Source organism: Actinomadura sp. ATCC 39365 (assembly GCF_054392275.1).
Genome location: NZ_CP184335.1, coordinates 8,032,791 through 8,052,638, shown reverse-complemented (window position 1 = coordinate 8,052,638; position 19,848 = coordinate 8,032,791). Strand labels below are relative to the sequence as shown.

The window sequence follows — 19,848 nt, the reverse complement described above, 5'->3', positions numbered from 1 at the left end:
CGCGCGGCCCGGCCCTCGCGGGCGTCGTCCGAGGCCGCCCGCCGCCTCCTCCTGATGTTGTCAACGGCCGCCCGGCCGCTCCAGAGCATTGAACCGACGGCTAAAGAACCAGGTCGGAGGCGGGTACGGGCAGCGGGTGCGGAGCTGGTTAGGCCGGCGGCCCAAGGGGCAGAGCAAGCACGACGTTGTCATGGTCGAAGCGGATGCGACACGATCGTGATCGGATGTCGATGCTGAATTGTTAGCCCTGGAGAGGTATGACTCCCGCCGGCAAGAAGTTCAGGCTCATGCGGCGTCGCTGCGCGGAGATCGCCCGCCGATTACCCATGCCGCGGCCCTATCGCGTCAGAACGCTCTGCGACCTGGTCGCCGCCGAGCGGGGGCGGCCCATCCGGCTCCTGGAGCTGCCCGGCGACGACGAGATGCTGGGCGCCTGGCTGGCCACCGAGGCGACCGACCTGATCTTCTACAAGCCCGACACGACGCCGCCGCACCAGGACCACATCATCCTGCACGAGCTGAGCCACGTGATCTGCGGCCACTACCCCGAGGCCGGCCCGAGGGCCCAGCGGCACGTGTTGTTCCCCAGCCTCAACCCCGCCCTCGTCCGCCGCGTGCTCAGGCGCTCGATCTACGGGTCGGAGGAGGAGCAGGAGGCCGAGCTGCTCGCCTCGCTCATCTGGCAGCGGGCCTGCCGGGAGGCGCGCCCGCGGGCGTCGGACGTCCGGCGCGTGGACGCCGTGCTCACCGGGACCGCCGACGCGCTCCACGGCGGGGTGTCCGGCCTCGGCCGTGGGTGACTGGCTGCGGCTCAACGGCCCCGCGGTGCTGGCCTGCGCGCTGACGGCGTACCGGCTGGCCGCCGTGCGCTCCTGGGGGCGGGACCCGGCCGGGCGGGCGGTGTTCGGCATCCTGGCCGCGATCGCCGCCTCGACGACGGTCAACACGCCCTGGGCCTACGACGCCGTCTGGCGGCTGACCGGCGTGCCGAACCTGGCCAGGCTGGTGTCCCACGCGTTCATGCTGGCCGTCGCCTGGTCGGTCGAGACGTTCGTGCGGCAGGTCGGCCAGCCGCCGGACGGGCCGCGCCGCCGTACGTGGGGCGAGGCCGCCTGGCCGGCGCTCGTGCTGCTCGGCATGTGCCTGACCTTCGCCCTGGCCCGTACGCCGGTCAACAGCCCGCGCTTCGCCGTCCGCTACGGGGACACGCCGGGCGTGCTCGAATACTGGCTCATCTTCCTGTGCTACCTCGTGCCGGTGTTGTGCCACGTCACCTGGTTCGCCCTGCGTGAGGCCCGCCAGACGGAGAACCGGGCGGTGAGCGCGGGGCTGCGCCTGATCGCCGTGGGCGCGTCCCTGATCGTGCTCTACCACCTGCACAAGGCGGCCTACTTCACCTGCCGGCGGATCGGCGCTGACTACCCCGGCCTGCTGCGCGCGCCTGCGGACATGCTGCTGGTGCCGCTCGGCGCGCTCGCGGTGCTGCTCGGCCTGGCCCTGCCGTCGTGGTGGCCCGCGCGGCTGCGCTGGTTCCGCGACTTCCGGCTGCACCTGCGGCTGCGTCCCCTGTGGCGGGCGCTCTACCGGGCCAGCCCGGACATCGCGCTGCTGGCCCCGGCCCCCTTCCTGACCGAGCTGGTCACCTTCCGCGACCTGGACCTGCGGCTGTACCGGCGGTTCGTGGAGATCCGGGACGGCCGGATCGCGCTGGAGCCGTACCTGGACCCGCGCGTGACGGACGCGGCCCGGCGGGAGGGCGCGCGGTCCGGCCTGCGCGGGCAGCGGCTGGAGGCGTTCGCCGAGGCCGCCGCGGTGGACGCGGCCATCCGCGCCCGCGCCCGCGGCCTGCCGCCCGACGGCGGCGCCGGACCGGCGGCCGTGCCCGGCGGCGTCGACCTGAGCAGCGACGCCGCCTTCCTCGGCCTCGTCTCGCGCGCCTACCGGCGGCTGGGCGCGCGCTGAGCCCCCGTCACGACCGGTGGACCGCCTCCTCCAGGGAGTCCAGGATCCTGTCCTGCACCACCTCCGACAGCCCGGCGACGGTCGGCGTCAGGAAGAGGTCGCGCGGCGACAGCTCCACGCCGAACGCCGGCCGCACCCGTGACGTCACCCGCAGGCTGGTGATCGAGTCGCCGCCCAGCGCGAAGAAGTCGTCGTGCACGCCCACCCGGTCCAGGCCGAGCACCTGCTCCCAGATGCGGCCGAGCGCCTCCTCGGTCGGGTTGCGCGGCGCGACGTACGACGCCGCCTTCTCCCGTGGCGGGGCGGGCTCCGGCAGGGCGGCGCGGTCCACCTTGCCGTTGGCGTTCAGCGGCAGCCGGTCCAGGGACACGAACGCCGCGGGCACCATGTACGCGGGCAGCCGCGCGCCCAGGCTCGCGGCCAGCTCCTCGTGCGAGGGCGCGGGCCCGCCGGCGGCCGGCACCACGTACGCCGCCAGCGTCCGGCGTCCGGCGGCGTCCTGCCTGGCCATGGCGACGGCCTCGGCGATCCCGGGGTGCGCCAGGAGCGCGGCCTCCACCTCGCCCGTCTCGATCCGGAAGCCCCGGATCTTGACCTGGCCGTCCACCCGGCCGAGGAACTCCAGATCGCCTCCGGCCGTCCAGCGGACCCGGTCCCCGGTGCGGTAGAGCCGCCCGCCGCCGCCGAACGGGTCGGCCACGAATCGTTCGGCGGTCAGCGCCGGCCTGCCGAGATAGCCCCTGGCCAGGCCGGCGCCCGCCAGGTACAGCTCGCCCGGCGCACCGACGGGCACCGGCGCCAGGGCGGCGTCCAGCACGTAGGCGCGGGTGTCGTCCATGGGACGGCCGATCGGCGCCCGTCCCGTCCGTACGATCTCAGGGGTCATCTCCCGGGTCGTGGCGAACGTGGTGGTCTCGGTGGGCCCGTACCCGTTGTGGAACGTGGTCCCGGGGCAGTGGTCGATCACCCGGGCGAGCGCCTGCGGCGAGGCCGCCTCGCCACCCGTCCACACCTCGCGCAGCCCGGCGAAACACTCGGGCAGCTCTTCGGCGAACAGGTTGAACAGCGCCGACGTGACGAACATCCCCGTGACGCCGTGCTCGGCCGCCAGCGCCCGCAGCCGCCGCGCGTCCAGGTCGCCGGGCGCGACCACCACCTCGCCGCCCGCCAGCAGCGGCACCCACATCTCGTACGTGGCCGCGTCGAAGGCGTGCGGCGAGTGGAACAACACCCGGTCGTGCCCGCCGCCGCGCCAGCGGTGGTCCAGGGCCAGGCTCACCACGTTCTCGTGGGTGACCGCGACGCCCTTGGGCAACCCGGTCGAGCCCGAGGTGTACATCACGTACGCCAGCGAGCCCGGCAGGGCGGCGGACAGCGGGGCGGCGGGGCCGGGGGCGGGCAGGTCGCCGTCCACCTCGACGGCGGGCAGGCCCAGGTCCGCGGCGCGCCCGGCCAGCGACCGGTCGGTCAGCACCGCGACCGCGCCCGTGTCCCGCAGGATCCACCGCATGCGCCCGGCCGGGAAGTCCGGGTGCAGCGGCACGTACGCGCCGCCCGCCCTGAGCACGGCCAGCATCGACACCAGCGCGTCCGGCGAGCGTCCCTGCAACACCGCCACCCTGGACTCGGCGCGCACGCCGAGCCCGGCCAGCACCGCCGCCAGCTCCCCGGACCGGCGGTCGAGCTCGCCGTACGTCAGCTCCGCGCCGCCGCCGCGCACCGCCACCGCGCCGGGCAGCTCCCGCGCCCGCTCGGCGAACAGCTCGCAGACCGTCCGGCGCGGGTGGTCGCGCGCGGTGTCGTTCCACTCCGTCAGCGTCAGCCGCCGCTCCCGCGTGCTCACCGCGCTCAGCGACCCGACGGTCCCGCCGGGGTCCGCGGCGAGCTGCCCGAGCAGCGCCGACAGGCCCTCGCCGAGCCGCCGCACGGTCGCGGCGTCGAACAGCTCCTCGTCGTGCAGCAGGACGAACGACAGCTCCTCGCCCGGGTAGACGACCAGGCCGAGCGGGTAGCCGTTCGCCTCGGCGGCGTCCACGTCCCGCAGGCGCGGGCCGGGGGCGGAGTAGTCGATCGGGTAGTTCTCGAAGACCACGATGCTGTCGAACAACGCCGTCCCCGGCGGCAGGTCGCTCCACCCGCGGATCCGGGTGAGCGAGGCCGCCTCGTGCTCCCGCGCCCCCGCCTGCGACTCCTGGAGCTCGCGCAGCCAGGGCAGCAGCGGGCGGGCGCCGTCCACGTGGACGTGGACGGGCAGCGTCTGGATGAAGATGCCGATCATGGACTCGGCGCCGTCCAGCTCCTCGGGGCGGCCCGACACCGTGGCGCCGAAGCACACCCGCGGCTCGCCGCTGTGCCGGGACAGCAGGATCGACCACGCGCCCTGGACCACCGTGTTGAGCGTCAGACCGGCCGCCGCGGCCCGGTCGGCCAGCCGCCGGGTCAGGTCGGGCGGCAGGGCGGCGCGGACCCGTCCGGCCGCCTTCGGACGGTGTCGCCTGCCGGGCGGCCGGTCGTAGGGCAGCGGCGTCGGGGCGGTGAGCCCGGCCAGCGCCTCCCGCCAGTAGGTCTCGTCCGCGGCGAGGTCGCGGCCGGCCAGCCATTCCACGTAGTCGCGGAAGGGGCGGCGCGGCTCGGGCGCGCCGCCGTCGCCCTCTCCGGAGAGCCGGGCGTACGCGGCCAGGACGTCGCGCAGCAGCCGGTGCACGCTCCAGCCGTCCAGCAGGATGTGGTGCAGGGTCCACACGACGCGCACGGTGTCGTCGTCCAGCCGGATGACCGCCAGCCTGGACGGCGGCGCGGCCGTCAGGTCCAGGCCCGCGGCCCGGTCCGCGGCGAGGAGGGCGGCCAGCGCGGCCCGCCGTTCGTCCTCGGGCAGGCGGCGCCAGTCGTGCCGGACGACCGGCAGCCGGGCCCGTCCGTGCACGATCTGCACGGGGTGGTCCAGGCCGTCCCAGGCCAGGGACGTGCGCAGCACGGGCGTCCGGTCCACGACCGACTGCCACGCCCGCGCCAGCGTCCCGGGGTCGGTGACGCCGTCGAGCAGCATCCCGAACTGGGCCACGTACAGGTCGTCGCCGGCCGCCAGGCACTCGTAGAGCATGCCGGCCTGGCCGGGGGTGAGCGGGTAGACGTCGGCGATGTCGGTCACGTCGCCTCCGTCGCCGATCAGCCGGTCCAGGCTCGCCTGGTCCAGCCCCGTCAGCGGGAAGTCCGACGGGGTGCGCCCGCCCGCGCCCGGTTCTGCGCAGTGGCGTACCAGCCGGGTCACGTTCGCGGCGAACCCGTCCGCGAGCCGGGCGACGGTGGCCTCGTCGTGCAGGTCGGCCGAGTACTCCCAGGTCACCTCCAGCCGGCCGGCGCGCACCGCGGCGACGACGTCCAGGAGGTGTGGCCGGACGTCGCCGGGGTCCTGGAACAGGCCGATGGGCGCGACGTCCCGGTAGAGGTCGCCCAGAGGCGGGTCGAACCGGCCGAGGTAGTTGAAGCAGACGCCGGGGTGGCACTCGGGCGCGGTGCCGCGCAGGTGACGCAGCACGCCGTACCCGAAGCCGCGGCCCGGGACGGCCCTGACCTGCTCCTTGACGCTCTTCAGCAGCTCACCCCAGCCGCCGTCGCCGCCTCCGTCGCCGCCGTCGGGCAGGCGCAGGGCCAGCGGGAAGTAGGTGGTGAACCAGCCGACCGTGCGGGACAGGTCGGTGCCGGGGAGGATCTCCTCCCGGCCGTGGCCCTCGGCGGCCAGCAGCAGGTCCGTACGCCCGGTCCAGTCGCCCAGGGTGCGGGCCAGCGCGGCCAGCAGCACCTCGTTGACCTCCGTACGGTAGACGCCGGGGACGTCGCGCAGCAGGGCGCGGGTGGTCTCCTCGTCCAGCGACACCGTGGTACGCCGTCCCGACGCCACGAGGTTCGCCCCCTCGCGGTCCAGCGGGATGTCCGCCCCGCCCGCGACGCCGGCCGCCCGGGTCCAGTGGGGGAGCTCGCCGTCGAAGGCGCCGGCGGCGGCGTGCGCGGATAGGGCGCGGGACCAGCTCACGAAGGAGGCGGTCTCCGCGCCCAGGTCGACGGGCTCGCCGCGGACGGCCTGCCCGTAGGCGGTGTGCAGGTCCTGGAGCAGCACCCGCCAGGACACGCCGTCCACGACGAGGTGGTGCGCGGTGAGCAGCAGCCGCGGCGCGCCGGAGCCGGTGAACAGCACCGCCGCGAACACGGGCCCGCGCTCGGCGTCGATGCCACGCTGCACGGCCTCGCTCTCGCGCGCCATCACGTCCAGCGCGTCGCCGCCGCGGGCCGCCGCGCCCGCCGCGTCCCCTTCGCCGGTCTCGCCGTCGAGACGGACGTGGCGCAGGACGTCCTCGGCCGGTGGCGGCGTGACGTGCTGGGATCGTCCGCCGTCGTGCCCCGTGAAGCGGGTGCGCAGCGCGGCGTGCCGGGTGACCAGGGCCGACACCGCCACGCCCAGCGCCCGTACGTCCACGTCCTCCGCCAGCTCGGCCTCCACGTACTGGTGGAACGTCCCCGGCACGGTGAACCGGTCGAACAGGAAACGCTGGATCGGCGTCAGCGGAGCGGGCCCGCCGTCGGCGGCGTCCTCGGCGGTGGCGTTCGCGGGCCGCTCGGCCCGCCGCACGTACGGCGCCAGGGCCGCCACGGTCTGCCGCCGGAACAGGTCACGCGCGGTGAGCCGCAGCCCGGCGCGCTGCGCCCTGGACACGACCTGGATGGCCAGGATCGAGTCGCCGCCCAGCGTGAAGAAGGAGTCCTCGGCTCCCACGCGCTCGACGCCCAGCACCTCGCCCCAGATCGCGGCCAGCTCCCGCTGCACGGGCCCCGAGGGCGCGACGTAGGCCGCCGCCCCCGCCCGCGCGCCGGGCTCGGGCAGCGCCGCCCGGTCCACCTTGCCCCGCTCGGTCAGCGGGAACGCGGGCAGCACCATGATCACCGCGGGGATCATGTGGTCGGGCAGCGACCTGGCCAGGAAGGCGCGCAGCGCGGCGGGGTCGGGTTCGGCGTCGCCCGCCGGGGTGACGTACCCGTTGAGGCGGTCGCGTCCGGCGGAGGCCAGCACGACCGCGCCGCCCACCGAGGGGTGGCGCTGGAGGGCGGCCTCGATCTCGCCCGGCTCCACCCGGAAGCCGCGGATCTTCACCTGGTCGTCGCTCCGCCCCAGGTACTCCAGCTCGCCGCCGGGCAGCCGGCGGACCAGGTCCCCGGTCCGGTACATCCGTCCGCCCGGCGGGCCGAACGGGTCGGCGACGAAGCGCTCGGCGGTGCGGCCGGGCCGATTCAGGTAGCCCCTGGCCAGGCCGGGCCCCGACAAGTACAGCTCGCCGGGCACGCCCTCCGGGACCGGGTTGGCGTAGGCGTCCAGGACGTACCCGGCGCTGCCGGCCAGCGGGCGGCCGATCGGCGGCAGCCCCTCGCCCTCCCGGCTCACGTCCCCGGCGGTGGCCACGACGGTGGCCTCGGTGGGGCCGTAGTTGTTGACCAGCCGGAACGGGATGCCGGGCCGCGGCCGGCGGCGCAGCACGTCGCCGCCGGTCAGGACGGTACGCAGCGCCGTCCCGTCGATCGCGGGCAGGTCGAGCACGGTCTCCAGCCGGGGCGTCGGCAGGAAGCAGATCGTGGTGCCCATGGCGGTGAACCAGGTCACCAGCTCGTCCGGGTCGTCCAGCGCGTCCTGGCCGGGGAAGGCGACGCGGGCCCCCGCGCACAGGTAGGGCCAGACCTCCCACACGGCGGCGTCGAACCCGAGCGAGGCCACCTGGGACGCCCGGTCGCGCGGCACCACCCCGAACGCCGCCACGTGCCAGGCGCACAGGTCGGCCAGGCCGCGGTGCTCGATCATGACGCCCTTGGGACGGCCCGTGGAGCCGGAGGTGTAGATGATGTACGCCAGGTCGCCCGGCTCCGTCCCGCACCCGGGCCCGGCGCCGGGACGGTCGCCCGTCTCCGCGTCGGAGGGGGCGTGGCCCGTCTCCGCGTCGCCGGGGCGTACGACCGGCAGCCCCTCGTGGTCCTCGTCGGCCAGCAGGATCGGCGCGCCGGTGTCGGCCATCACGTACGCCAGCCGCTCGGCCGGGATGCCGGGGTCGAGCGGCACGTACGCGCCGCCCGCCTTGAGCACGCCGAGGGCGGCGGTCACCATGTCCGGGCCGCGTTCCATGCACACCACCACGGGCACGCCCCGGCCCACGCCGAGGCCGCGCAGCCGGTGCGCCAGCCGGTCGGCGCGCCGGTCGAGGTCGGCGTAGGTGCGGGTGCCGCCGTCCCACTCCAGCGCGACGGCGTCGGGTGCGACCCGGGCCCACTCACTCACCTGCACATGCACCGGCCGCCCAGCCCGCCCAGCCTGCTCGGCCCGCTCGCCGCCGGTCCCGCCGCGAGCGGCACCGGGACCGGCGGGTCCGGTCAGCGCGGGTCCGGTCAGGGCGGGTCCGGTCAGTGCGGCGTCGGCGGGCGCGGGAGCAGGAACGGGGGGCAGGGGGAGGCGGGCCAGGAGGCGGTCCGGGGCCGCGGTCACCGCTGCCAGCAGCGCGATCAGGTGCGCGGCCATCCGCTCGGCGGTCGCGGCCTCGAACAGGTCCGTGCTGTACTCGATCATCGCGTCGAGCGCGCCGCCGTCATCGCGCTCGACGAACTCCAGCGTGACGTCGAAGATCGAGGACACGTGCGGCAGCCGGTACGGCTCGGTACGCGCCCCGGCGAAGCGCGGCGTCTTCGGCGGCGCGTTCTGCAATGCCACCATGGCCTGCACCAGGGGCGTCCTGCTGGGATCGCGCTCGGCGTCCAGCTCGCGCACCAGCCGGTCGAAGGGCACGTCGCGGTTGGCGAAGGCGTTCAGCACGGTCTCCCGCACCGCGCCCAGGAACTCGGCGAACGTGGCGCGCTCGTCCACGGTGGAGCGCAGCACCAGGGTGTTGACGAAGCAGCCGATGAGCGGTTCGAGCTCGGGCAGGTCGCGTCCGGAGACGGGGGTGCCGACCGAGACGTCCCGCTGGCCGGCGTACCTGGACAGGAGCACCTGGCAGGCCGCGACCAGCACCATGAACGGCGTCGCCCCGGCGCGTGCGGCGAGGTCCCCGAGCGCGGAGGCCAGCTCCGCCGGGACGGTGAAGCGGTGCGCGGCCCCCGCCGAGCCGCGCACGGCCGGGCGCGGCCGGTCGGCGGGCAGGTCGAGCGGGGTGATCCCGTCGAGCCGGCGACGCCAGTGGTCGAGCTGGTCCGCCAGGCTGTCGTCGGTCCAGCGGTCGCGCTGCCAGGCGGCGTAGTCGGCGTACCGGACGGGCAGCGGCGCGAGGGCGGCCCGGTGGCCGTGGCGGGCGGCGTCGTAGAGCAGGCCCAGTTCGTCGGCCAGGATGCGCATGGACACGGCGTCGATCACCGAGTGGTGCAGGCTCAGCAGCAGCAGGTGGTCCTCGGCGGACCGGCGCAGCACGGCCAGGCGCAGCACGGGGCCCCGGGCCAGGTCGAAGGGCCGGGTCACCTCGTGCCGCACCATGCGGTCCAGCTCCTCGCCGGGGAGGCCGGCGACGTCGGTGACGGTCAGCGGTACCTCGACGGCCGCATGCACCTTCTGTACGGGTTCGGCCCGCGCGGGATCGGCGCCGCCGTCCTCGATCGTCGTGCGCAGCGGCTCGTGCCGGGCGATGAGCTCGCCGAGCGCGGTGCGCAGCGCCCCGGGGTCGAACGGCCCGCTCAGCCGGTAGCCGAACCGGACGTTGTACTCGGTGCCGCCGGGGTCGTGCGCGTGGAAGAACCAGAAACGCCGCTGGGCGTAGGAGAGCGGCGCGTCGCGTCCGGGCGGGAGCGGGGTGACGACGTCCGCGCCCTCGGCGTGCGCCCCGGCGCGGTTCTCGTCCGGTTTCAGGGAGGCGGCCAGGGCGGCCACCGTGCGTTCGCGGAAGATCGCCCGTGGGGACAGGCTGGTGCCGAGCGCGGCACGGATGCGCGGCACCACACGGAAGGCCAGCAGGGAGTTGCCGCCGATGGCGAAGAAGTCGTCGGTCACGCCCACCCGGTCCAGGCCCAGCACCTCGGCCCACAACTCCGCGATCACCCGTTCCTCGTGACCGCCGGGCGGCGTGTAGCCGGTGGAGCCCTGGGGGCCCGCGGCGGGCAGGGCGGCGCGGTCCACCTTGCCGCTGGCCGCGAGGGGGAGCCGGTCGAGATGCTGGAACACCGAGGGGATCAGGTACTCGGGCAGGTCCCGGGCGAGGAAGGCCCGCAACTGCTCAGGCGACGGCCCGGCCGCTTCCCTGACGGACACGCCGGCCGGTGCCTCCAAGGAGGCGGTGGGCCGGGCGATGGGGACGATGTGGGCCACCAGGCGGTCGCCGTCGGCGACGACCGCGGCGGCGGCCACCCGCGGATGCCGGGTCAGGGCGGCCTCGATCTCGCCGGGCTCGATCCGGTGCCCGCCGACCTTGACCTGGTCGTCGGCCCGGCCGAGGTATTCGAGCTCCCCGTCCGGCAGGAGGCGGACCACGTCACCGGTGCGGTACATGCGTTCGCCGTCCGTCCCGTACGGGTCGGCGACGAACCGTTCGGCGGTGCCGCCGGGACGGCCCCGGTACCCGCGGGCCACCCCGGCGCCGGCGACGTACAACTCGCCCCGCTCGCCCGGCGGGACGGGCCGCAGCCGGGCGTCGAGGACGTAGGCCCGCGCCCCGGACATCGGCCGGCCGATCGGCACCGGGCCGCCGGGCGTGCTGTCGCCGGGTTCGAGGCGGAAGGCCACGCAGCCGACCGTCGTCTCCGTGGGGCCGTACTCGTTGACCACCGTCACGCCCGGACGGGTCGCGCGCCAGCGGCCGAGCGCGTCGCCGTGCAGCGCCTCGCCGCCGATCACCAGCTCGCCGCGCTCCGGACAGGCGTCCGGCGACCCGCCCTCCAGCAGCGGCAGGTGGCTCGGGGTGATCTTCAGGAAGGACGGCCGGACGCCGCCCGGCTCGTCCAGCGTCCCCGCGTGGACGCGCCCGCCCGCGACGAGCGGCCCCCACAACGTGGTCACCGACAGGTCGAACGAGATCGACGAGTGCAGCAGCGCCGTGCCCGCCAGCCCCGGGTAGTCCCGCAGGCAGCAGGCCAGGTAGGCGGCGAGCTGCCGGCGTTCGACCAGCACTCCCTTGGGGCGGCCGGTGGAGCCGGAGGTGTAGATCGCGTACGCCAGGTCCGCCGGACGGCCCGGGGGAGCGGGCGGCGCGTCGGCGAGCGGCGCGGGATCGTCGTCCACGCACACCACCCGCGCGGCCGTCACGGGCAGCCGCCCGCGCAGCGCCCGCTGGGTGACGACGACGGGCGCGCCCGCGTCGTCGATCACGACGGCGAGGCGGCTCGCCGGCACGCCGGGATCCAGCGGCAGGTACGCGGCGCCCGCCTTGAGCACGCCGAGCAGCGCCACGACGAGGTCGGGGCCGCGCTCGGCGTGGACGGCGACGAGCGTGTCAGGGCCCGCCCCGAGCCCGCGCAGGCGATGGGCGAACCCGTTCGCGCGCGCGTCGAGCTCCCGGTAGGCGAGCGAGCCCGCGGCCGAGGAGACGGCGGTCGCGCCGGGGGCCAGCCGGACCCGCTCGGCGAACAGATCGAGGACGTCACGTGTCGAGTTGTCCATCACCCGGTGCTCCTAGCCTCAGTAGATGACGCGGGACCGCGCGTCCAGCCGGAACTCGCGCGACTTGCGAAGATCCCTGGCCACGTTCAGCCGGCGCAGCCACCGGTCCGTCCCGTCGAACCGGGCGCGGAAGGGCTTGCGCCCGTGCACGGCCTTGTAGTTGTCGATGACGCAGATGTCGCCGGGTTCGAGCACGATCCCGGTCATGGCCGCGTCCACGGCCGCGGCGAGGGTGGCGAGCGCTTTCTCCTCGGCCTCTCCCTGTATTCCTTGCATATAGTGCGGATCGACGCAGAGATACGGGTCGTCCGGCGCGCCGAAAAGCACCGGCAGCGGCTTCGGATCGGTCAGCGCGCTTTCGACCTGGCGATAACTGCGGCGTTTCAGGTCGGCCACCCTCGGGTCGTCGTCCCGATCCGGGGCACGATTCTCCGGACGGTGCGAGTCGTCCGGCAGAATGAGAAATCGGTGCTCCCGGAGCAAGGCTTCCGTGGCCTCGTCGAGATGTATCGAACCGACCTCGGCGAAGGTCGTCTCCACCTTGTCGGGATTACGCAGGCAGAACAGCCCGAGATAATCCGTGCGGAGCGGGTGGAAGGCGTCCTCGGTGTGCCAGACCAGCGTTTCCGCGCTGCTCCAGCCGATTTGCTCGCGTTCGAAGCCGCGCATCGGGAAAACGTCGTGCATGATGCGCCCGTCCTGCTGTGTCACCCAGCCGATCGGCTCCCCCAACAGGCTCATGACCAGGTAGAACGCGATGTCCAGCGACAGTGTCGGCGACGGCGTGGGACGCGATTTCCAGTCCTGCGGAGTGGGGCCGAGCGCGGCGTCGTCCACCGGCAGCCCGGAGATCACCAGCAGGCCCGACGGCTCGGCCAGCCGGAAATCGTGCAACTCCGCGCGGAGGCGTCTTGGCAGCTCGTCGGCATAAACCCGGCCGATTTCCTGGAATTGCGCGGACTCGACTCCCGGATGCTGTCGGGCGAGCTCGCCCGCCAGCTCCGTGATCGCCGTCGCCTCGTCTTTCCGCAGTTCGAAAGTCGACACAACTCGCTCCCTTCCTCGGCGACACCCGTCCGGTCAAGGTTCGGTCGTCGGAGGGCCGGAGCTCAATGTGTTTGAGCCTCAAGCTAAACAGGGCAGTCACGAACCCGGTGTGCTAGCGTCGAAAAGGTATCAGCGAGCGTCCCGCGCCGGTGTCGGCCCCCGGGCGGAAGCGCCGCGCAAGTGAAATTCGCCGACGACCCGGCTCCTGGTCGGCGCTTCCCACGACGTCATTGACAGCGGAGGAGGACCCGGTGCGCCGATCACGACTGGCAAGGATCACCAGTGCGGCGGCTCATCTGCAGGTGTTCGCCATCGCGGGGATCAGCGCGGTGCTGCTGATCAGGACCTGGCTGGCGAGCACGGGCTACCCGAAGCTCGGCACCGGCGACCTGCACATCGCGCACGTCCTGTGGGGCGGCCTGCTGATGGCGGTCGGGCTCGGCCTCACCCTCGCCTTCCTCGGCGAGCGGGCCAGGACGTGGGGCGCGCTGCTCGGCGGGGCCGGTTTCGGCACGTTCCTCGACGAGGTCGGCAAGTTCGTCACCGAGCGCAACGACTACTTCTACCGGCCCGCCGCCGGCATCATCTACCTGGTCTTCGCCGTCCTTGTCGTGCTGGCCCAGTGGCTCAAGGGCCGCACCGGCTACACCGGCGCCGAGCGGACCGCCAACGCCCTGCACGCCGCCCTCGTCGGCGTCACCTCCGGGCTGACGGTCGAGCAGCGGCGCAGCGCGATCCGCCTGGTCCAGGACTCCGGCGACCCGCTCGACGCGGCCACGGTCCGGCTGCTCGGCATGGTGCCCTCCAGCGAACCGCCCCGCTTCCCCGCCGTGCGCGCCGCCCTGGCCTGGCTGGAGCGGTTGTGCCGGCGGCCGGTCGTGGTGGTGCTCGCGGTGGTCTACCTCGCCGTACGGGCCCCGCTGCCCCTGGCCGGGCTGGCCCTGGAGAGCTCCTACGACTCCCTCGGCCAGGAACGGGAGTGGGGAGCGGTGATCGGCCTGGCGGCGTCCGCGGCGGTGACGGTGCTGCTCAGCCTGTGGGGCGCGGCCCGGTTACGGTGGAACCGGGCGGCCGCCTTCCAGGCGCTCTACCTCGCGCTCCTGGTCGACATCCTGTTCGGCCAGGTGTTCGCGTTCATCGTGAACCAGTTCTCCGCGGTGCCGGGGCTGGTCGCTGACCTGCTGGTGCTGGCCGTGCTCGGCACGACGAACCGGCACCTGCGCAGAACCGCCCCGGCCCGCGACGCCGGCGACGGGCCGGGGGCGCGGGCCGGGAACGACGACCGGGACGGCTGAGGCTCCGGGAGCTACGACCGCGACGGCTCCGCCATGGCGACCGCGATCCGCCGCGGCCCCGTGTACGGCTCGCGCCCGTGCGAGGTGAGCATGTTGTCGATGACGAGCAGGTCGTCGGCCGCGTAGTCGAAGCGGCGGGAGGCCGCCCGGTAGCACTTGCGCAGGTGGTCGGTGACCTCGTCGGGGATGGCGCCGCCGTCGCCGTAGTAGGTGTTGCTCGGCAGGCCCTCCTCCCCGCACATCTCCAGCAGCCCCTCGCGCACGGCCTCGGGCAACGTCGTGACGTGGAAGAACGTGGCGTGGTTGAACCAGACGGGCTCACCGGTCACCGGATGCCGGTGCACCGCCGCGCGTACGGCCTCGGTGCGCAGCCGCCCGTCACCGAGCCAGGTCGCCCGTACGCCGTTGCGCTCGCAGTACGCGGTGACCTCGTCCCGGTCGGAGGTGTTGAACGCCTCCGACCACGGCATGCCGAGCTCGTCGTCGTAGGTGCGCACGACCATCCAGCCGCGCCGCTCGAACTCCTCGCGCACCGCCGGGTCGAGGGTGTCGTGCACCTCCCGCGTCGAGGCCAGGGGCGTGGCCCCCTGCGACTCCGGCGGCCGCATGCAGTGGAAGAACAGCACCATGGGCCAGACGGCCTGGTAGGAGTTCTCGTTGTGGAGGAAGATCTCCTCCTCGGGCGGGTAGTCGGTCGAGGTGTAGACGTTGCCCTTGATCACGCTGCGCGGCGACGACCGTTCGGTGTAGGCCAGCGGCGTCCCGGAGAACGCGCGCACGGCGGCGTCGAACCCCTCGACGCCGCCCACCTCGAAGCCGCGGAACAGCAGCGCCCCGTGGCTGGTCAGGCTCTCGCGCAGCGCGCGGTGCCCGGCCCTGATCCGGTCCTGGACGGGCTCGCCGCCGCCTTCGACGATCAGCACGGCTCACTCCTCCATCGCCGCGATGAGGCTCTTGGGCCGCATGTCGGTCCAGTTCTCGTTGATGTAGCCGAGCGCGCGCTCCCGGTCGGTCTCGGGCAGCGCGACCGCCCATCCGGCCGGCACGTCCACGAAGGCCGGCCAGAGCGAGTGCTGTCCCTCGTCGTTGACGAGCACCAGGTAGATGCCGTCGGGGTCCTCGAAGGGGTTCGTGCTCATCGTGCGTCCTCCCGTGAAGGTCAGTTGCGTTGTGAGATCAGGTGTCCGCCGCCGCGCAGCAGCGCCATGCCCAGCGACGTCAGCGTGTGCAGGGCCGTGTTGCGGTTGCGGGCGGTGGTGATGAGCCCGGCCTTGCGCAGCACGGTGGCGTGCTTGCTGGCGCCGGCCAGGGAGATGCCGAGCCGCTCGGACAGCGCGCCGGTGGTGCAGCTGTCCATGAGCGCCTGCATGGCCGCGGCCCGGGTGTGCCCGACGAGCGCGCCGAGCGCCTCGTCGTCGGCCATGGGCTCGGCCACCAGGTCCGACAGCACGGCCGGCGTCCAGGGGACCGAGACCACGAGCGCGGGCAGCCCCGTCTCGTGCTCCCTGTCCAGGAACAGGCAGTGCCTGACCTGGAGGAAGAACGAGGGGCTGAGCAGCAGGCCGTTGCCGTCGAGGTACACGTCGCGGTCCTCGTCGTGCGGGACCTCCAGGACCGGCGGGTTCCAGACCAGCTTCGGGTGCAGGGTGTCCAGCAGGCACTCGACACCGTTGGTGATCGTGATACGGCCGAACGTCTCCCGTTCGAGCTCCAGGTAGGCGCGCACCCGACCCCAGTACGGCAGCACCGCGGCCCGGCAGAACGCCAGCACGGTCGCGGTCGCCCACGGGACGGCGGCGTCCCCGGCGCGGAAGCCGGGCTCGCCGGGGGAGCGGTCGAGCAGGCCGAGCAGGTCGCCGAGCGGCCGGCGCTCGCGGGCCAGCCGATCCACCTGGCCGGCCGTGCCGTTCATGCGCTCGCGCACGTCCCTGCGCCACTCGCCGTGGACCGCGCCGCCGCTTCTGGCGAACAGGTCGAGGGCGAACACGCTCTCGGTCACCGGGCCCAGGGTCGCCGCCATGCGGAGACGTGCCAGGTCTTCGACCGTGAAATGAATCCGCAGCACCGCGGCTCCCATTTCGCATTTTCCGGGTTCGTCGATCACGCCGCGCCGCGGGAGAAATGCGCACGACGCGGTGGCCGCGTGGATCAGGGCGGCTTGGGCGATGAGGGCGTCCGCGGTGGGAGCCCCCAGTTTTGCTCAAGCTAACTCGGAGGCAGTTGGGAAGTCAACTGGCGTTGGTGGATCAAGAAATTCGCATCTACACCAGTTGATGACCGCCTGTGGGCAACCGTGAACGCCCTGCACAGGGGGCGCATGCCGGGCCGCGGGGCCGTGCCGCCACCACCCGTCTGACCGCCCTGTTTAGCTCCGGCGTCAATGAGCTGGAAATCGGCCGGGACCGTCCGGCACGCTCGAAAAAGGGCGGTCGGCGCACTTCCCGTCCTATTTCCGGTTCTTCCCGACGCGCGTTTCCCGACGCCATGGACAAGGGCTCAAGAATGGTAAAGAACGTCGTCATCGTGGGCGGTGGCACCTCGGGCTGGATGACCGCCGCATATCTCCGGGCGGCATTCGGCGACCGAATCGCCGTCACTCTGGTCGAGTCGAAGAACATCGCGACCATCGGCGTGGGAGAGGCCACGTTCAGTACGATCCGCCACTTCTTCGACTATCTCGGGCTGGACGAGCGGGAGTGGATGCCCGCGTGTCACGCCACGTACAAGCTGGGGATCCGGTTCGAGAACTGGCGCGCCCCGGGCCACCACTTCTACCACCCGTTCGAACGCCTGCGCGTCGTGGACGGCTTCCCCCTCACCGACTGGTGGCTCGACGCCCGCCCCGGCGGCAGCTTCGACCGCGACTGCTTCGTCATCAGCTGGCTGTGCGAGGCCAAGCGCTCGCCCCGCTACCTGTCGGGCGAGCTGTTCGAGCAGGACTTCACCGAGAACGCCGACGAGCGCGCCTACCGCACCACCCTGACCGAGCAGAACACCCAGTTCCCCTACGCCTACCACTTCGACGCCGCGCTGCTGGCCTCCTACCTGACCCGGTTCGGCACCGAGCGCGGCGTCCGGCACGTCCTGGACGACGTCGTGGACGTCCGGCTGGACGAGCGCGGCTGGATCGACCACGTGCTCACCAAGGAGCACGGCGAGCTGTCCGGCGACCTGTTCATCGACTGCACCGGCTTCCGCGGCATGTTGCTGAACAAGGCGCTGTCCGTCCCCTTCGTCTCCTACCAGGACAGCCTGCCCAACGACCGGGCGGTGGCGCTGCGCGTGCCCGCCGACATGGCCGGCCGCGGCCTGCGCCCCTGCACCACCGCCACCGCCATGGACGCCGGCTGGATCTGGACCATCCCCCTGTACGGCCGCGTCGGGACCGGCTACGTCTACGCCGGCGACTACTGCACCCCCGAGGAGGCCGAGCGCACCCTGCGCGAGTTCGTCGGCCCCGAGGCGGACGACCTGGAGGCCAACCACATCCGCATGCGGATCGGCCGCAGCGAGCGCTCCTGGGTGAACAACTGCGTGGCCGTCGGCCTGTCCAGCGGCTTCGTCGAGCCTCTGGAGTCGACCGGCCTGTTCTTCATCCAGAACGCCGTCGAGCAACTGGTCAAGCACTTCCCCGCCGACCGCTGGGACGACCGGCTGCGAGAGTCGTACAACCACCAGGTCGGCAACGTCATGGACGGCGTGCGCGAGTTCCTCGCGCTGCACTACCACGCCGCCGCCCGCTCCGACAACGACTACTGGAAGGACGCGGCCACCCGGCCCCTGCCCGACGGGCTGGCCGAACGCCTGGAGCTGTGGCAGGCGCGCCTGCCCGACAACGAGACGATCTTCCCGCACTACCACGGCTTCGAGTCCTACTCCTACATCGCCATGCTGCTCGGGCTCGGCGGCGTCCCGGTGCAGGCCCCGCCCGCGCTGCGGCACTTCGACCACGGCCGCGCGGAACGTGAGCTGCGGCTCGTCCGCGAGCAGGCCGAGGCGCTGGTCGCCAAACTGCCCAGCCAGTACGAGTACATCGCCGCCCTCAACGGCGACGCCATGCCCGGACGGCGACCCGAGCTGAGCCGGACACGATGATCCCGGCCGAGGGACCGGCGCGGATCGCCCTGTTCGGCGTCCTGCTCGCGGCGGTCCTCCTCCTCGCCTGGGCAGGGCGGCGGCTGGCCGGCGTGCTGCGCCAGCCGGCCGTGATCGGCGAGGTGGCGCTCGGGATGGCGGCGGGCCCGCTGGCCGTGGCCGTGGCCGGTCCCGGCGCCGCGCGGGCGCTGCCCCTCGACTGGCTGAGCTGGTGCGGGCATGCCGGCCTGGTGCTCTACCTGGTCGGCGTGATCCACGAGCTGCGCCTGGCCGCGCCGCTCGTCCGCGGCCGGGCGGTGGGCTGGACCGCGGCGGGCGCGCTCACCGTCCCGATGCTGGCCGGCGCCGCCGTGGCCGTGTGGGCGCTGGCCGGGGACGAGCCCGGCCTGCGCGGCACGGCCCCGGCGTCCGCGCTGGTCGTCTTCCTGGCGGTGTCGCTGTCGGTCACCGCCGTCCCCGTCCTGGCGCGGATCCTGTCCGAAGCCCACCTGGTCGGCACCCGGGTGGGGGCGTTGTCGATGACGGTCGCCACGGTCACCGACGTGGTGGCCTGGCTGCTGATCGCGCTGGCGGTGAGCCTGGCGACCGGCGGCCTCGGGAACGTGGCCGTGCTCGTCGCCGTCACCGCCGCGGCCCTGACGGGTGCGGTCGCGGTACGGCGCGCGCTGGGCACGGCCGCGCTCCTGCGCCTGCCCGCCCGCGCCCCGCGGGCGGCGGCGGTGCTCCTCGCCGTCTGGGCGCTGGCCGCCGCGGCGGCGATGCGCTCGTGGGGGCTGACCGAGATCCTGGGCGCGGCCCTCGCCGCCCTCGCCCTGCCCCTGACGGCCCCGGCTCCCGCCCATGGGCCTGCCGCGGGCGGGGGCGAGGACCCGTGGGCAGGGCCCGTGCGGCTGGTCGCGGGCGCCGGGCGGCTGCTCGTCCCGGTGTTCTTCGTGGTCACCGGGTTCACCGTGTTCGCCGAGCCGTTCGCGGTGGCCCCCTGGCCGGCGATCGTCCTGGTCACGCTGCTCGGCATGGTGGGCAAGGCCGGGGGCGCGTACGCGGGCGCCCGCCTCGGCGGCGAGCCGCCCGGGACGGCGCTCCGCCTGGGCGTGCTGCTCAACACCCGGGGGCTGACCGAGCTGGTCGCGCTGCAGATCGGCCACGAGGCCGGGATCCTCACCCCGGCCATGTTCCTCGCGCTCGCCGTCATGGCGCTGGTGACCACGGCGGCGACCGGCCCGTCGTACGCCCTCCTCCAGCGGCCGCGACGGCCGCGCGGGACGGCCCCGGTACCCGTCGCACAGAACGGAGGCTTGCGATGACGGATCTCCCGCTGGTGGAGGCCCTGCCCATGACGCCGACGGTCGACCCCGACCGTTTCCGGTCGCTGATGTCCACCTTCCCGAGCGGCGTCGCCGTCGTGACCGTGACCGACCCCGACGGCCGCCCCCGCGGCATGACCTGCTCGTCGGTGTGCAGCGTCACCCTCGACCCGCCGACGCTGCTGGTCTGCGCCCGCAGCCTCAGCCCCACGCTGCACGCCATGCTCAAGACGGCGCAGTTCACCGTGAACCTGCTGCACGCCCACGCCCGCGACACCGCCGAACTGTTCGCCTCGGGCGCCGCCGACCGCTTCGACCGGGTCCGCTGGTCCGCCCGCCCCGCCTACGGCGGGCCGCACCTGGTGGAGGAGTCCCACTCCGTCGCCGACTGCCGGGTCGCCAGGACCGTGGAGGCCGGCGACCACATCGTGGTCTTCGGCGAGGTGTACGGCATCGAGCGGTGCGCGCCGGCCGTACCCCTCCTGTACGGCCTGCGCGCCTACTCGTCCTGGCGTCCGGGGACCGAGCCGTCATGACC

Annotated in this window: 11 protein-coding genes; 6 read left to right on the top strand and 5 right to left on the bottom strand. The window is 74.1% G+C overall.

Features of this window, described 5'->3' with window-relative positions; genetic code table 11:
• Positions 1–257: 257 nt before the first annotated feature.
• On the top strand, positions 258–800 hold the full coding sequence (locus ACNF49_RS39015; protein ID WP_357971290.1) for a hypothetical protein: 543 nt from the start codon (positions 258–260) through the stop codon (positions 798–800).
• Positions 793–1,962, top strand: a complete 1,170-nt coding sequence (locus ACNF49_RS39010) for an MAB_1171c family putative transporter (RefSeq protein ID WP_482940802.1) — start codon at positions 793–795, stop codon at positions 1,960–1,962. The genes ACNF49_RS39015 and ACNF49_RS39010 overlap by 8 nt, the downstream gene beginning before the upstream one ends.
• Before the next feature lie 7 nt (positions 1,963–1,969).
• Here ACNF49_RS39010 and ACNF49_RS39005 read toward each other — a convergent pair whose 3' ends face one another.
• Both ACNF49_RS39005 and gntD read right to left on the bottom strand, forming a co-directional pair.
• Positions 1,970–11,569, bottom strand: coding sequence for a non-ribosomal peptide synthetase (locus ACNF49_RS39005; RefSeq protein ID WP_482940801.1), 9,600 nt, complete (start codon positions 11,567–11,569; stop codon positions 1,970–1,972).
• 18 nt (positions 11,570–11,587) lie between these two features.
• A complete protein-coding gene (gntD, locus tag ACNF49_RS39000) occupies positions 11,588–12,616 on the bottom strand; it encodes a guanitoxin biosynthesis L-enduracididine beta-hydroxylase GntD (RefSeq protein WP_482940800.1) in 1,029 nt (342 codons plus the stop codon).
• A gap of 251 nt (positions 12,617–12,867) precedes the next feature.
• On the opposite strand from gntD, the gene ACNF49_RS38995 reads away from it, so the two are divergent.
• The gene (locus tag ACNF49_RS38995; protein ID WP_482940799.1) at positions 12,868–13,911 is read left to right on the top strand and encodes a hypothetical protein; all 1,044 of its coding nucleotides are present in this window, start codon (positions 12,868–12,870) and stop codon (positions 13,909–13,911) included.
• An 11-nt stretch (positions 13,912–13,922) separates the two neighbouring features.
• On the opposite strand, the gene ACNF49_RS38990 is transcribed toward ACNF49_RS38995, so the two are convergent.
• From ACNF49_RS38990 to ACNF49_RS38980, 3 genes are read right to left on the bottom strand one after another with little or no spacing between them, the layout of a single operon-like run.
• On the bottom strand, positions 13,923–14,834 hold the full coding sequence (locus ACNF49_RS38990; RefSeq protein WP_357971285.1) for a TauD/TfdA family dioxygenase: 912 nt from the start codon (positions 14,832–14,834) through the stop codon (positions 13,923–13,925).
• Between the two features lie 3 nt (positions 14,835–14,837).
• Positions 14,838–15,050 (bottom strand): MbtH family protein, encoded by a 213-nt coding sequence (locus ACNF49_RS38985; protein WP_357971284.1) that lies wholly within the window; start codon positions 15,048–15,050, stop codon positions 14,838–14,840.
• Positions 15,051–15,070: 20 nt separating this feature from the next.
• Entirely contained in the window at positions 15,071–15,976 is a 906-nt protein-coding gene (locus tag ACNF49_RS38980) for an ArsR/SmtB family transcription factor (protein WP_482940798.1), read from the bottom strand.
• 437 nt (positions 15,977–16,413) lie between these two features.
• Between ACNF49_RS38980 and ACNF49_RS38975 the strand changes: the two genes are divergently transcribed.
• From ACNF49_RS38975 to ACNF49_RS38965, 3 genes are read left to right on the top strand one after another with little or no spacing between them, the layout of a single operon-like run.
• Positions 16,414–18,006: a tryptophan halogenase family protein gene (locus tag ACNF49_RS38975; RefSeq protein ID WP_357971282.1), complete on the top strand. Its 1,593-nt coding sequence runs from the start codon at positions 16,414–16,416 to the stop codon at positions 18,004–18,006.
• On the top strand, positions 18,003–19,310 hold the full coding sequence (locus tag ACNF49_RS38970) for a cation:proton antiporter (protein ID WP_482940797.1): 1,308 nt from the start codon (positions 18,003–18,005) through the stop codon (positions 19,308–19,310). The genes ACNF49_RS38975 and ACNF49_RS38970 overlap by 4 nt, the downstream gene beginning before the upstream one ends.
• Complete coding sequence (locus tag ACNF49_RS38965) at positions 19,307–19,846, top strand: flavin reductase family protein (protein ID WP_357971280.1); 540 nt, start codon at positions 19,307–19,309, stop codon at positions 19,844–19,846. The genes ACNF49_RS38970 and ACNF49_RS38965 overlap by 4 nt, the downstream gene beginning before the upstream one ends.
• Positions 19,847–19,848: the final 2 nt, after the last annotated feature.